At 60.7% G+C, this 15839-nt stretch carries 4 protein-coding genes; all 4 read left to right on the forward strand.

Annotated features, from left to right (window positions below):
* The 4 genes from QW863_RS27140 to QW863_RS27155 all read left to right on the forward strand — a co-directional run bounded on the left by QW863_RS27140 (position 1) and on the right by QW863_RS27155 (position 14597).
* Positions 1–9033, forward strand: coding sequence for a calcium-binding protein (locus tag QW863_RS27140; RefSeq protein WP_315716588.1), 9033 nt, complete (start codon positions 1–3; stop codon positions 9031–9033).
* Positions 9034–9516: 483 nt separating this feature from the next.
* Complete coding sequence (locus tag QW863_RS27145) at positions 9517–11019, forward strand: hypothetical protein (RefSeq protein ID WP_315716589.1); 1503 nt, start codon at positions 9517–9519, stop codon at positions 11017–11019.
* A 576-nt stretch (positions 11020–11595) separates the two neighbouring features.
* Complete coding sequence (locus tag QW863_RS27150) at positions 11596–12594, forward strand: phosphatase PAP2 family protein (protein ID WP_315769316.1); 999 nt, start codon at positions 11596–11598, stop codon at positions 12592–12594.
* Positions 12595–12740: 146 nt separating this feature from the next.
* Positions 12741–14597: a hypothetical protein gene (locus QW863_RS27155; protein WP_315729359.1), complete on the forward strand. Its 1857-nt coding sequence runs from the start codon at positions 12741–12743 to the stop codon at positions 14595–14597.
* The last annotated feature ends 1242 nt before the right edge of the window (positions 14598–15839 follow it).

Consider the following 15839-nt stretch of genomic DNA (forward strand, 5'->3'; position numbering starts at 1 on the left):
ATGACCACGATATTCGGCACATCAGGTAACGACACGCTCATCGGCACCTCGTCGGCAGACTCCATCTACGGCCAGACCGGCGACGACACGCTGATTGGTGGGCAGGGCAACGACACGCTGCAGGGCGGACTGGGCAACGACACCTACATCTTCAACCGCGGTGACAGCCAGGATACGATCTTCGACAATGGCGCCGGTAGCGGTGAGGTCAACACGCTGCAGTTCGGGTCCGGGATCACGGCGGGCCAGGTCACCGTCAAGGAGTCCGGTACCGGGGATCTGGTGCTGAGCATCACCGGAACGACCGACAAGATCACCTTGCGCAGTCAGCTGCTCTCGGCGGCTGGGGGCGTCGATCAGGTCGTGTTTGCCGATGGCACGATCTGGAATCGGGCCGCGCTGCTGGCGCTCGCGACGGCGCCGACGAGCGGCAACGATACGTTCTATGGCGACTACAACGCCAATACGCTGAGCGGCGGTGCGGGCAATGACACACTGTCGGGCGGTGCCGGCGACGATACCCTGATCGGTGGGACCGGCAATGACACGCTGTCGGGCGGAGCCGGCAACGACACCTATGTGTTCAACGTGGGTGATGGCCAGGACACGATCACGGACAATGGGGCGGCGAGCGGAGAGACCAACACGCTGCAGCTCGGCAGCGGGATCCTGCCTGCGAACGTGGTGGTGACCGAGGCGAATGGCGGCGGCGATCTCGTGCTTACCATCAGCGGCACCACTGACAAGGTTACGTTGAAGAACCAGCTGGTCTCGGCCACCGGCGGCGTCGATCAGGTCGTGTTCGCCGACGGAACGGTGTGGACGCGCGCGGCGCTGCTGGCGCAGGCGACGGCGCCGACGAGCGGAAACGACACGTTCTATGGCGATTATCTCGGCAACACGCTGAACGGCGGCGCTGGGAACGACACGCTGTATGGCGCGGGAGGCGACGACGTTCTGGCTGGTGGCACCGGCAATGATGTGTTGGTCGGTGGCACTGGCAATGATACCTATCTGTTTAATCTCGGCGACGGACAGGACACGATCTTCGACAACGGCAGCTCGAACAGCAGTGAGGTCAATACCCTGCGGCTGGGAACTGGCATTGCCGTCGGCTCTGTGACAGTGACCGAGGCCAATGGCGGGCGCGACCTGCTGCTCTCGATCGGCGGAACGACGGACAGCATTCTGCTGCAGAACCAGCTGGTCGCCAAGACCGGCGGCGTCGACCAGGTCGTATTCGCGGACGGCTCCGTCTGGAGCCGGGCGGACCTGCTGGCACATGCGACACTGCCGACCGCGGCGAACGCCACCCTTTATGGCGACTACGCCGACAATGTCCTGACCGGCGGAACTGGGAATGATACAATCTATGGCGCGGCCGGCAACGACACGCTCGCCGGCGCCGGTGGCAACGACTATCTCGAGGGAGGCGTCGGCAACGATATCTATCTGTTCGGTCGCGGCGGCGGCAACGACCGCATCAACGACAATGGCGCGGCGGCCGATGTGGACCGGCTGCAATTCGCCGCGGATATTGCGCCGGCCGACATCGTGGTGACGCAAGCCAATGGCGGGCAGGATATCGTCCTGAGCATTGCCGGGAGCAGCGACAGCGTGCTGCTGAGCAATCAGCTGATCGGCACCACCGGCGGCGTCGATTTCGTGCAGTTCGCCGACGGCACGGTCTGGGACCGTGCCGCGCTTCTCTCGAAGTCGCTGGTGCCGACCAGCGGCGACGACGTCCTGGGTGGCGACGACGGGGCGAACATCCTGACCGGTGGCGCCGGCAATGACCGGCTGATCGGGCGGGGCGGCGCCGACACCTACGTCTATACGCTTGGGGATGGCGTCGACATCGTCGACGATCAGGCTAGCAGCGACGGCGATACGGTTCTGCTGCATGGCATCGTGCCCAGCCAGGTTCATATCGTGCGCAGCGGCGACAATGCCCTGCTGCTGTTCGAGGCGGATCACAACAGCCGGCTGACATTGGCGGGCCAGTTTGCCGGCACGGGAACGATCGAGCAGATCGTCTTCGACGATGGTACGGTGTGGTCGAGCGCCGACATCCTCGCTGCGGCGATCGGCGGAACCGACAATGTCACGCTCGGCATGAATGCCGCCGAGACGATCGTGGGCTCCGGCGTCAATGACACGATCGAAGGGCTGCGTGGCAACGACGTGCTGCAGGGCGGCGCTGGTGACGACACCTACATCTTCAATGCTGGCGATGGGCAAGACACGATCATCGAGGCCGGGGGGACCGACACTCTGTCTTTCGGCCGCGGCCTTGCCGCGAGCGATGCGATCTTGCAGGCGGTCGGCAACGATCTTTACGTGCGATTCCGGAACTCGACAGACTCTGTTCTGGTCCAATCGGCCTTCGCCAACTCGTCGTCCGTGGTCGAGAACGTCCATTTCGCAGACGGTACGACTTGGAATCTCACGAAGCCGTTGACGTTCACCTATATCGGCACCGATACGAACACGGTGCTGACGGGCAGTTCGTATGGAACCAACATTTTCGAACTCGGACCCGGCGGTGACACGGTCACAGCAGGTTCGGCCAACGATGTCATCATCTTCAAGCGAGGTATTGGCCACGCCACGGTGACACTGACCGGAACCGGAGCCGCGCTCAAACTGGCAGCCGGAATCGCCCAATCCGATGTGAGCGTCCAGACTGCCTCCAACGGTGATGTGACAGTCGCGCTCGCGGGCAGCAATGACAGTGTCACCTTTAACGGGGCGTCCGCCAAAGGCCTGAATACGATCGGGTTCAGCGATGGAACGAACTGGCGCCTGATCTACGGCACGTCCGGCAACGACACTTTGAACGGCGGGTCTGGAGTCGACTTTCTCAATGGCGGCCAAGGCGACGATCAGCTCAGTGGCGGCGCCGGCTCCGACACGTATGTGTATAAGGGCGGTGACGGCAACGATACGATCATCGATGGTGGTACGTCGGACGGCAGCATCGACAAACTCATGCTGGTCGACATCTCGCCGTCGCGGGTCTCGCTGACGCGCAACGGAAGCGACGTGGCCCTGGTGATCGCGCCGAGCACGGCGGGCGGCAATGACGGCGGCTCAGTATTGCTGAAGGCCGAACTCGACTGGCAGAATATTGAGCAGATCGTCTTTGCTGACGGGACTGTCTGGTCGCCGTTGACCCTGTTCCAAATGCTGGTCTCGGTCGGGGGGACTTCGGGCAATGACACGCTCGTCGGGACGAATGGATCAGATATCCTGGCAGGTGGGCTGGGCGATGATCAGCTTGATGGCGGCGCTGGATCGGACAGCTATCTCTACAATGTCGGTGACGGCAATGATACGATCATTGACGGTACCGCGTTCGACGGCTCCAACGACAGGCTGGTTCTGGGGGCGGGGCTGACGGCCTCCAATCTCGTGATCAGCCGCAACGGCAGCGACGTGACGTTGAGCTTCACCGACCAGGCAGGCTCCGTCCGTATGGTGGCGTTTGACAGCGGCGCCAGTGTCGGCCTGGAGCAGGTGGTGCTCGGCGACGGCACGGTGTGGAGCAAGCAGCAGGTTGAGAGCGCCTACATCGCGCAGCAGATCGCGGCCGGCGCGACCACGATCACCGGTTTCGATCAGAACAACGACGTAATCGTCGGCACCAGCGGTAGCGACACCCTGTATGGCCTCGGCGGCAACGACACGCTAACCGGCGGGCGCGGCGACGACACGCTGGATGGCGGCAACGGCTCCGACACCTACGTCTACAATGCCGGCGACGGCAACGATACTATCATGGACGGGACCGCGTTCGACGGCTCCAACGACAGGCTGGTTCTGGGAGCGGGGCTGACGGCCTCGAATCTCGTGATCAGCCGCAATGGTAGCGACGTGACATTGAGCTTCACCGACCAGGCAGGCTCGGTCCGCATGGTGGCCTTCGACAGCGGCGCCAGTGTCGGCCTCGAGCAGGTGGTGCTCGGCGATGGCACGGTATGGAGCAAGCAGCAGCTGGAGAGTGCCTACATCGCGCAGCAGATGGCTGCGGGCGCGACCACGATCACCGGCTTCGATCAGAATAACGACGTGATTGGCGGGACCAGCGGCAACGACACGCTGTACGGCCTCGGTGGCAACGACACACTGTCCGGCGGACGCGGCGACGACACGCTGGATGGTGGCAGTGGCTCCGACACCTACGTTTACAACGCCGGCGATGGCAACGATACGATCATTGACGGGACCGCGTTCGACGGCTCCGACGATCGGCTGGGTCTGGGGGCAGGGCTGACGGCCTCGAACCTTGTGATCAGCCGCAACGGTAGCGACGTGACGTTGAGCTTCACCGACCAGGCGGGCTCGGTCCGCATGGTGGCGTTTGACAGTGGCGCCAGTGTCGGCCTCGAGCAGGTGGTGCTCGGCGACGGCACAGTGTGGAGCAAGCAGCAGCTGGAGAGCGCCTACATCGCGCAGCAGATGGCGGCGGGTGCGACCACGATCACCGGCTTCGACCAGAACAACGACGTGATCGGTGGAACCAGCGGCAACGATACGCTGTATGGCCTCGGTGGCAACGACACACTGACCGGCGGACGCGGCGACGACATGCTGGATGGCGGCAGTGGCTCGGACACCTACGTCTACAACGCCGGCGATGGCAACGACACGATCACGGATGGCACCGCGTTCGATGGATCGAACGACAGGCTGGTTCTGGGGGCGGGGCTGACGGCCTCGAACCTCGTGATCACCCGCAGCGGCAGCGACGTGACGTTGAGCTTCACCGACCAGGCGGGCTCGGTCCGCATGGTGGCGTTTGACAGCGGCGCCAGTGTCGGCCTCGAGCAGGTGGTGCTCGGCGACGGCACGGTATGGAGCAAGCAGCAGCTGGAGAGTGCCTATATCGCGCAGCAGATCGCGGCTGGAGCAACGAACATTACTGGCTTTGACCAGAACGACGACGTGATTGTCGGGACCAGCGGCAACGACACGCTGTATGGCCTCGGCGGCAATGACACGCTGAGTGGGGGCGCCGGAGATGATTACCTGAACGGCGGCAGCGGAACGGATACTTACATCTACAGTTCGGTGGGTGGTAATGATGTCATTGACGACAGTACCAGCGGCAACGCGCTGGTGATGCAAGGCATTGCCTCCAGCGCGGTAGCCTTGAGTCGGCCGGGCAACGGCGCGGATCTGGTCATTCAGAACATCTCCACGGGCAAGACGATCACTGTGAAAGGCCAATTCAGCAACGGGACCCTCTCTACAATCAGCTTCGCCGACGGTGCGAGTTGGAGTCAGGCCCAGGTCCTTGACCTCGTGTCGGGAGGCAGCGACGCAAACGCCTATCTGTTCAACGCTGGAAGCGGCCAAGTAACCGTTGCGAATACGATCACGACCATCCGGATGGGAACCGGGATCTCGTCATCCGATCTCTACTTCCAGGCGAACGGCAATGGCGACCTGACGATCCGGTTCAGGAACAGCAGCGACGTCATCACCGTGCCGCGGGATCTCACCGTGCAGCCCTGGGGCGTTTCCAGCGCCATCATCCGCATCGCCTTCAGCGACGGCACGGTTCTGCCAGTCGGGCAGCCGGGCGCGGGGGTGGGGGCGCCGCTGACCTTCACGTGGATCGGCAACAGCAATGGCTTCGATCTAGGAAACACCAATTTCGGCTCGAACGTCTTCGAGGTCTCCGCGTCCGGCAATCTTGGCTTCGGCAACTACAGCAACGGCGTTGCCGGCACCAATACAATCAAGTTTGCGGCGGGCTCAGGCGCGCTGTCGGTGTGGCCCGGCGCGAGCAAGGGTACGCTGCAGTTCGGCACCGGCGTCACAGCGCAGGACGTGCTGTTGCAGGCCAACGGCAGCGATCTGATCGTCAAGTTCCGCAACAATGCAAGCGACAACATTCTTGTTCACTCGGACCTGACGGTCAGTGGCGGCGTGGCCTCCAGCTCGATCAACAGCCTGGTATTCAGCGACGGTACCTCGATCGCCCTGGGCGGTTCGGCGTCCGTGCCGATCACGTTCACCTGGGTGGGAAAAACCAACGGCTTCGATCTCGGCAATACCAACTTCGGCTCGAACGTGTTCGAGGTCTCCGCATCCGGCAATCTTGGATTTGGCAACTATAGTAACGGGGTGGCCGGCACGAATACGATCAAATATGCGACGGGCTCAGGCGCCCTGTCGGTGTGGCCTGGGGCAAGCAAGGGCACGTTGCAATTCGGCACTGGCGTCACGGCGCAGGACGTGCTGCTGCAGGCTAACGGCAGCGATCTGATCGTCAAGTTCCGCAACAATGCGACTGACAACATTCTCGTTCACTCGGACTTGACGGTCAGCGGCGGCGCCGCCACCAGCTCCATCGACAAACTGGTTTTCAGCGACGGCAGCTCGATCGCCCTGGGTGGTACAGCGTCCGTGCCGATCACGTTTACCTGGCTCGGCAACACCTCGTCGACCACGCTGTCCGGCTCGGCCTACGGTTCGAACGTCTATGAAATCAGCGCTAGTAATGTCTCGGTCAATTTTGCAAATGCGGCGTCGGTGGGAGGCGCCAACACGTTGCTGTACAGCCGCGGCGTCGGACGGACCGACATCAATCTGAACGGCGCGACGGGCACGATCAATTTGGGGGCAGGCATCTCTGCGCAGGATGTTTACGTCCAGGTCGAGAATGGCGCCGACCTGATTCTTCGTATCCGGAACGACGACACCGACAAGATTGATATTCACGGCGATCTGACGAGCACGGGAGGCATCCAGACGCTGCGGTTCGCCGACGGAACAGTGTGGTCGAGGCAACAGCTGCTCGCGCTGGAGACGACAGGTACTGCCGCCAACGACGTTCTCTGGGGTTCGCTGGGAGCCGACATATTCGACGGCAAGGGAGGTAATGATGTCGCGCACGGGCGCGGCGGCAACGACATCTTCGTGTTCAACACCGGATATGGCCAGCTTGAGATCGACGAGACCGACAGCTCGAGCACGGCGGCCAATGTGCTGTCCCTCGGGACCGGAATCCGGCCGTCCGACGTGTCGGTCGCTACATCCTCGAACGGCAACGACTGGATCCTCACGATCGGCAGCAATGGCGATCTGATCAGGATCGACAACATGGTGCAGTCGAGCACCAGCGGCGTCCAGCAAGTCCGGTTTGCCGACGGCACCGTCTGGGACCGAGCGGCGGTCAGGGACGCATCTCAGACCTTTACCTGGAATGGAAGCAGCAGCAATCCAACGCTGGTCGGAAACGCCACGGGATCGAACATCTTCGTGCTTGGTGACGGAGCCGAGACGGCATTCGGCGGCACCCGCACCAACCTGTTCCGGACATCGTCGACAACGGGGCAGGCCACCATCAATCTTTCGGCCACACTTGGTGCGAAGAACCAGGTCGATTTCGGCAGCGGGATTACGGCGCAGAAGCTGTGGTTCACACAATCGGGCAATAATCTCGTGATCGCCGTGCTCGGGACTACGACACGGGTGACGGTCGCGAATTGGTTTACCGGCTCCGCCAGTCAATTGCAGACCATCACTGCAGGAACGACGGTCCTCGATGGCAGCGCGATCGGGACTCTGGTTCAAGCGATGTCGGCCTATGCGGTGGCTCATCCGGGCTTTGATCCGGCGTCGGCCTCGCAGGTCCCGGGCGATTTGGCGGTGCAGAGCGCAATAGCGGGAGCGTGGCACGGTCAACAAGGATTCGTCGCCAAGTTTTTTGCTCTGTCCTCCGGACCGTCGCAACTATCGGACATCAACTGGGGGGCTGCGCCGAGCTTCGTGACGACAGTGTCCCAGATCTCGGGTACCGCAGACGCAGCCTGGCCAGCCTCGTCGCACGTCAATTTCGCGACGGCCTACCAGGCCAACCTCACCATCACGACGGCTGGAACCTATACGTTCAGCCTCGCTTCCGACGACGGCTCCGCACTCTACATCGATGGCGTGCGGGTCGTGAACAATGACGGGCTGCACGGCAATAACACGGTCTCCGGCCAGGTGACACTGGGGATCGGGTCGCATGCGGTCGAGGTTCGCTACTTCCAGAATGGAGGCGGCGAGGTCGTGACGCTGACGGCGCCGGCAGGAGCAAACAGTTTTGCAACTGCGACCGGCAGCCTGATCTTTGCCGGAAGCTACGGCAGCTATCGATTTGCCGCCGATGCCTTCGGCGATGTCTTGATCCTGGACACTCGTGCAGGCGCATCGGGAGCCAATTCCGCGGTCGGCCTGACGCAGCTGATCTTTGCTGACGCAGCGATCGGGGTCGTCTCGGGAACGGCGGGCGTCGATGCGCTGAGCGGCTCCGCGGCCAACGAGATATTCGTCGGATCCGGAGGCAACGATGTGATCGTCGGTGGGGGCGGGGTTGATACGGCCGCATTCTCCGGCAACTTTGCGAACTACACGGTATCTTTGAATTCGGCTAATCAGGTCGTGGTCAGCGACCTGCGCAGCGGCAGTCCGGACGGAACCGACACGCTGTCCGGCATTGCTTCGCTCGGATTTGCCGACCAGCAGGTGCAGCTCGTGGTCGGGACCGGCTCTACCGGCACAGCAGGTTCGGCTACGCTGGCAGGAACAGCTAGCTCTGAAGTTTTTGTTGGCGGCGCCGGCAATGACACGTTTATCGGTGGCGGAGGAAACGATCGGTATCTGTTCGGCGCGGGCCAGGAGACGATCGTGAACGGAACTGCGAGCAGCTCTACCGCCAGCGGACAGCTAGCTTTCGGAACGGGCGTGACGGACAACGATCTCTGGTTCCTGCAGTCCGGCAACGATCTGCAGATCGACCTGCTCGGCACGACTCAGAACGTCACGATCAAGAACTGGTTTTCGGCGCCATCGAACCAGCTGCAGGAGATCACCGCCAGGGGTCTCAAGATTGACAGCCAGATCTCGCAGCTGGTCCAGGCCATGGCGAGCTATTCGTCTAGCCATGCGGGCTTCGATCCGACCAGCGCAGGGAGCCAGGCAGCGTCCAGCGACCCGAGCTTGCAGGCATCGATTGCGGCCGCTTGGCACGCGTAGAGAGTGAGGTACACGGAGACGAAAGCTGGCTCGCTCGACTCGTCGGGCGCACCAGTTCAATCTCAACTCGGCCTGCTTGCCGACGTGCCTCCGGATCCTCTGCTGCCGGCCATGCCAGCAACTAGTGATTCTGCAGGATGGCGAACACCTCAATCTCGGCGCCAAACGAGGGGGAAGTAAGTCCCTCGTCGACTGTCGCGGCAAGCCAGCTACGATCGTTGACAAGACTCACCTTCATCGCGATGACGGCGGCACTTCCTCGCCTCTGGGGACGCCCGTCCAAAACGCCGTTTCCATCAGCCGGCCCGGGCACATCTGTCATTTATAACTTGTTAACCAGCGTCCATTTGTCCGTGCGAGGAGATCGATGCGAACGTGTTTTTTACTCCGCCTTAGACGCCCTCCCGTATTCAGGTACAGGTAGCGCAAAAGTATCGGTATCGAAGTGGGTTGCGCGCGCTGCTCGGAAGGCAGAAGTACAACATGTGCGAGCAGACGTTACCCGGGCGTGAGGTGCTGGCCACGTCGGCTGCGACCGATCAGCCGCCGTCGCACCACTTGGGAACTTACGCGTTCCTGATCTCTCTTTTGAGCGTTTTCTATCTTTCCAACGCATCACTCGTCCTAAGTCATTACGACCTTGGCTGGCATCTTGCCGCTGGCGACTTGATTCGAACCGAAGAGCGCATCCCCTTCCAGGATCCCTGGTCGTTCACCCTCGGGACCCAACAGTGGTTCAACCTCTCGTGGCTATGGGACGTGGTTGCCAGCACAATCTTCAAGTTCAGCGGATACGCAGGTCTTGTTGTCCTCGTCTTGGTGTGCGGAATCCTGATCGCTGGATATCTCACGTCGGCTTGCTTGCGAAGTGGCGCTTCCGCGTTCGCCGCCTGCATCGGGACATTTGCGGTTTGCCTGCTGTATCCCTCCTACGATACGGCGCCTAACAGCTATCTCGCAGCATCTCCCAACATCGCGACCATGGTATTCAGCGTGGTCTTCTACCGGGAGTGTTTGCGGCCGACCAAACTGTTGTTGCTACCCTTGCTGATGGTGCTCTGGGTGAATTTGCACGGTGGATTCGTGCTTGGCTTCATGATCCTCGCTGTCTTCGGTGGCGGGGCCATTCTCCGAGGTGACTGGAACAACTTAAGGGCCATCGTAGTGGCTGGTTGCGGCTGCCTAGCCGCTACCTTCGTCAATCCGCTCGGCTGGAAAATCTACAAAGGCGTGGCCGCTACCTTGGGACACTTTGTTCAGGGACATATTGGAGAGTGGCTTCCCTATTCTCACAATGTCGAAATTCCGGGCAGCCTTCCCGGAATGGCCTACATTATTGTGTTCATCGCGCTGGAACTGCGGTACGGCGTAACGGCGAAAATCCGCGCTGAGCACCGCATTCTGTGTTGGGCATTTCTCGCGCTCGGACTTTCCCAGTTTCGATACATGTCATTCTTTTTCATCTTTTCGACGGTGCCGGTGGCTCTTCATCTCGATCGGCTTCTTCCCACTCGGCTGCCCAAGCCGCAAATTCAGCGCGCGCTTCTGACTGCAGCGCTCGTTGGCGCATGTGTCCTTCCGGTTACTTTTATCCGAGTACAGCCGGCTTTGGCATTGCCAAACATGTTGTCGGAGCAGGACGCCGAATACCTGGAGAAGCATTTTGCGCATGCGCGGGTGCTTAACCATTGGAATGTTGGAGGATATCTGATCTTCCTTACCCATGGATCAGTCCGGCTCTTTGTCGACGGCCGAGCGGCCACGGCTTATCCTGATGAGTTGCTCCGCGACTACTTCAAGCTCGTGCATTGGGAGGTCGATGAAGCCGCCTGGGATGAGGTGCTCGAGAAGTACCATATCGATGCTGTCGTGTGGCTTAAGGGGCATGATGAATTGAGGCAGTTCCTCGTAGGAAAGCGAGGCTGGACTGAGGACCATATCGGGAAGTACGAAAGTGTCTATGTCAGGCCCGCTGTCGCGCGCTGACGTGGCGCCGAGGGATATCGCCAGGTACTGCATCCCCCGGAGCGGCAGAAGCTCATGCGCATTTGCGTAGAAAGTTGACGGCGAGGTTTCCACCAACGCCCGCTCTGCTTCACCGATCTACTCCAGGGCTCTCGCTCACCGGCCAAACGATTGTAAAGCGTGGTTTCGTTGCTGCCGTAGCCTAGAGATCGCGCGGCGTTATATCCCCGCGCAAAAGCCGCGGCACAGGTTCCACAATGGTACGCAACCGGTGAGAGAATTGTGTCCAGCCAGATCTACCAAAATGCCCTCTCATGAATCCGGCCGCTCTGCAAATGGCTTCAGAACGCGCCTCGTTTGTGACTCGTGAATCTCAGGATCTCCCCTTTCACACTACCTTAAGTTTTGTCCCGTAATTTTGCGGGGTGAGAGATCGGGTGATCTGCGGGCCACTGGCCGCCGGGTTAAAGAGCCCTGCTTGAGAGATGTGCCGCGATCAGCTCCCTGGGAATGCGATCCAATGTTCCGTGCTTTCGTCAGATGTTGCGCTCGCGATCGTCAAAAGAGCTTCGTTGAAGGAAACGATGGCCTGCAGGCATGAAAGCCGACGAAGAAAGCCTCGCGTGGCAAACACTCAATCTCAATTGGCTGCCAATCGCTCTGTTTGGCGCGGCGCTGTTGAGTGCCTTGACGTACTCCGACATTTCCTTGGAGCCAATGGGTTTCGGAGTTCTCGTTGCTATTGCGATTTCGCTTGCGAGTATTGCGTATGGTTATGCCCACATCAGGCAGGCTTCTGCGGATCCTAAACTTGTCTTCTGGTTTGGTGTCACAGCTCAGATCATATTGCTCACGGCGATCGCTGGCCCTCTTAGTTATGTCGCAAACGCGATGAATTGGCCCCTACAGGATCAGAGCCTATTGTGGATCGACCGCGCAATTGGGTTTGATCCCCAGGGGATTGCAGCGTTTTTCAATGCCCACAGCTGGATCGTGCACTACTTGAAAGTTGGATACGGCTTCATCAAGTGGCCCCTGCTCGCGATCCCGATCGTTTTGGCGATGGGATCGCGGTTCTTGCGACTTCAGCAATTCGTGCTGACGTTGAGCGTTGCACTCGCTGTAACGATTGTCGTGTCCGCCTTCATTCCGGCCATAGGGACCTACTATGGTCTGGGATTGTCGCCGGGCGAGCAATTCCCGAAGGTTGACTCGACAAATTACGCGGCGCAGCTTCGGGATATTTTCGCGTTACGAGATGGGTCGTTACGACAGCTCGACGTGCTCAGGCTAGCGGGCATCGTATCATTCCCAAGCTTCCACACGGCGTCGGCAGTTCTTTATATCTGGGCTTTGTGGCCGATCCGAGTTTTGCGGCCGGCGTCGATCGCGCTCAATACCTGGATGGTTGCCGCGACGCCCCTGATCGGTGCGCACTACATCATCGACCTCATCGGAGGCGCCGCTGTGGCTGGCGGGTCTATCGTGATGGTCAAGCACTTCTTGAGATCTGTATTTGTCAGGTCACAGCGCCGCACGCAATGGCCCGCTTATTGGCCGTCCGCTATGCCAAACGCAGGATCTTCGTCGGAGTAAATCCGGGTCACATCTTGGTGGCGCTGCCAGATGGGCCGCGTTGGGGCCGGCGGGAGCGACGAATCGGCTCGATATCTGCAGCTCGCGGACCACTTGAACCCGATGGGCTCAGTGCTGTGCAGACGTTGTGCAGTTCGACGCGGTGCGTGCTGCTCCAGTTAAACTCGGTTGTTGATGCTGCGGAAACCAGTGGGCTCACCATGTCAGACGCCGTTTCGGGTTCAAACTCGGTTGCAAGCCAGGGCAGAGCAAGAGCCGTCGGCGTTCTGATCCTGGTGCTGGGGCTTACTGCGGCGATGGCGTTCAAGCTGCTCTCGATCAGGGGCGGCGTTTTCGACGCCATGTCGACCGATGATGCGATGCGTCTTGTCGAAATCCGGGATTTTCTCGACGGCCAGGCCTGGTGGGATCTCCGGCAATACCGCCTGGGTCCATCCGGCGTGCTTATGCATTGGTCGCGGATTGTCGATCTGCCACTAGCTATATCGATCCTGACCTTGAAACCTTTGATCGGTCCGCTCCATGCGGAAGCGGTAACGCTGTTCGTCTGGCCAATACTTCTGCTTCTCGTGGCTCTCGTGCTCGTCGGGACGATTGCCTACCGTATGAGCGAAGGCGTCGCGGCCTCATCGCTGGGCGCAGCTGTGCTGGCTATGCTGGCAGCGCCAGCATTGATTCACTTCAAGCCGGGCGCGATCGATCATCACAACGTGCAAATCGATCTCTTGCTCCTGATGCTTCTCTTTGCGATCCAGGCCGATCGAAGCGCGACCAGGGCGGCGCTCGCAGCGTTGACCGGATCTGTGTCGCTCGCAATCGGAGTTGAGATCCTGCCGGTGATCGTCACGATATGCGGTGCCATGGCGGGTCTTTTCGTCTGGCGTGGTGGAGAGGTTGCGCGCGAAGTCTCGGCCTTTGCTCTCGCGCTAGCCGCATCATCGGCGGCTCTCGGATTTGCGTTGGTTCCGGCAGAGGAACTAACGTTGCCCGTGCTTGACGCGTTCGGGGGCCCGCTGCTTTTGTTGACCGTGGGCGGGAGCGTTGGCCTGGTGCTAATGGTTGGAATTGAGCGTTACCGATCCTCGCTATGGCTGCGTGTTGGCACTGCGACCGGAACCGTGATCGCCTTGCTCGGTGCGTTCGTCCTGCTTTTTGCGCGATCGCTGGTGTTGCCGTATTCGCAGCTTGATCCGCTGGTCGTTTCTCTATGGCTCGATCATGTTCAGGAGACCGTATCCCTGGCGGAGATGATCCGGATCGGTCCAGAGGAAGTACTCGGCTTTTACGCGTTTCCTCTTATAACAATGGCAATCGCGGCAGCGGCATTTTTGCGAGCCAACCCGGTTGATCGATTTCGGTGGGGTGTTGGTGTCGCTGCCCTCGCGACGTTGATTGCGATCAGCGTGTGGGAAATGCGCGGAACAGGCGGGGCTGCCATGGCGGCAGCGCCAATATTCGCCGCAGCCGCCGTCTTCATCTGGCCATCGCTTGCCCAGACAAGCAGCCTCGTTTTGGTGGCGTTCGTCTTGTCTCCGGTCATGTTCGCGGTACTTGGAAATTGCGCGAAACCACTGATCGATTCGATGGTAGAGCCGACTGAAATGGTATTTGAACCTGACGAGTCCCGATGCCAAAGTGTTTCGGATGCCGAGCCTATGGGGCTATTGGCGAGAGGACGCGTCATGGCGCCGATCGATCTCGGCCCGGCCATATTGGCTGCGACGAAACACGCCGTGTTTGCGGCCCCATACCACCGGAATAACGATGGCAATCTCGCGATGCTCAAGCTCATGCTTGCGCCAGCGCCGGTTGCGCATCAGATGCTACGAGATTACCACGTCGATTATGTGGTCACGTGTCGGACATCTCCAAATCGTAACGTTATTGAGCGCGCTCCGGATGGCTTAGAATCATTGTTGGCTCGAGGCGAAGTTCCTGAATTTCTCGAGCCATTGGGACTCGCATCCTCGTCCAAAATCGCGGTTTGGCGTGTTCGGGGGTGATGGCCCAACTCCGGTAGCTTAGGTTTGGCGCAGATGAAGTCAAGTTGCTCACGCAACTGCCCGTATTCTGATCCGTCCCGTCAATACTGCGTCCACTACCCGGTCCGTGGGTGCGCGCTCTCGATCTCGCGGCCGCATCGGCGCGAACTCGGTAGCAATTGGGTATCCTCTTGAAGCGAGAGGACTCAGGAAGGTTGAGCACCAACTCGCACAATGAAGCTTCGGTCCGCGCGCCTGCGCGCGGTACTGGGGCGCGGACCAAGGACCTTGAGCGGCCCTGGGTATATGAAGAGAACGCGATCGCGGGACATTGCAATGCCAGCTGGCAGCGGGGTGTCGGCACGACGCATGGGTGGATCTCGCGCGTGCGCGAGTCTTGCGCCTCCCCGCAACCATCGAAACACAGGAGAGGTTGGGCGAACGAGGGATCCGAACTTCACCTTTGGGCGCCGAGCCCAAAGGGCAGGCAGTCAACTTTTCTGAAGTCTTGGCAACTTTCAGGCGATTCTGGCTTCCAGCCTACCCCTTGGATGGTGCGGGCATCGCCAGAAATTCCCTTTTGAAACCAAGAGCCCTGGAACGCTGGTGCGGGTGCCTAAATCATTGATCTTGATCCGTGTTTTCGCCCCTGTCGTGCCCACCATCGGCCGATCAGGCCGGTGACCTAGCCTCGTTCGATCTCACGATCATTGAAGATCCTCTGACGTCGAAGCCAAACATCAGCCGTGGCTCGCGTCGCGGGTCCGCCAGCCCCAGGGCAGGGCGACCATAGTCGTGAATTCATGCATCTGTCCTTCTGTCGCCGCGTCGTCCCGGCCGGGCTCGTCCCGCTTGCGCGGCCGCGGTCGCTTCGGCGCGGCAAAGGCCCGGCCATCCACATCGCGGGGCTTGCCCAGACAAGAGTGGGATGCCCGGGCGCTTCGCGGTGCCGCTCTTTCGCTTCATCGGCGGCCTGCTGATCGTCGGACGGGTGTGTCGGGTGGATGCTGCGGTCTGGATTTCAGACATGGCTTCGCTGTCTCGCGGCGCGCTTTGCGTCCGAGCTGTTCTGATCGACCACCCTCTTCGTCGAAGAGGGCACGGGGAATGCCGGGCGCTGGCCGCACCCATGGCCCGCCTGCAGAAAAAAAGCAGGCGGCAGTCACCACAGGTTCAGCCGAGAACACCCGGCATTCCCCGCGCGATGGTTTTGACGGCTGCTTCGCGATCTCCCCGGTGCGCCGGGCTTTCTGGCCACCGTAT

Source organism: Bradyrhizobium sp. SZCCHNR1017, assembly GCF_032381375.1.
GTDB lineage: Bacteria > Pseudomonadota > Alphaproteobacteria > Rhizobiales > Xanthobacteraceae > Bradyrhizobium.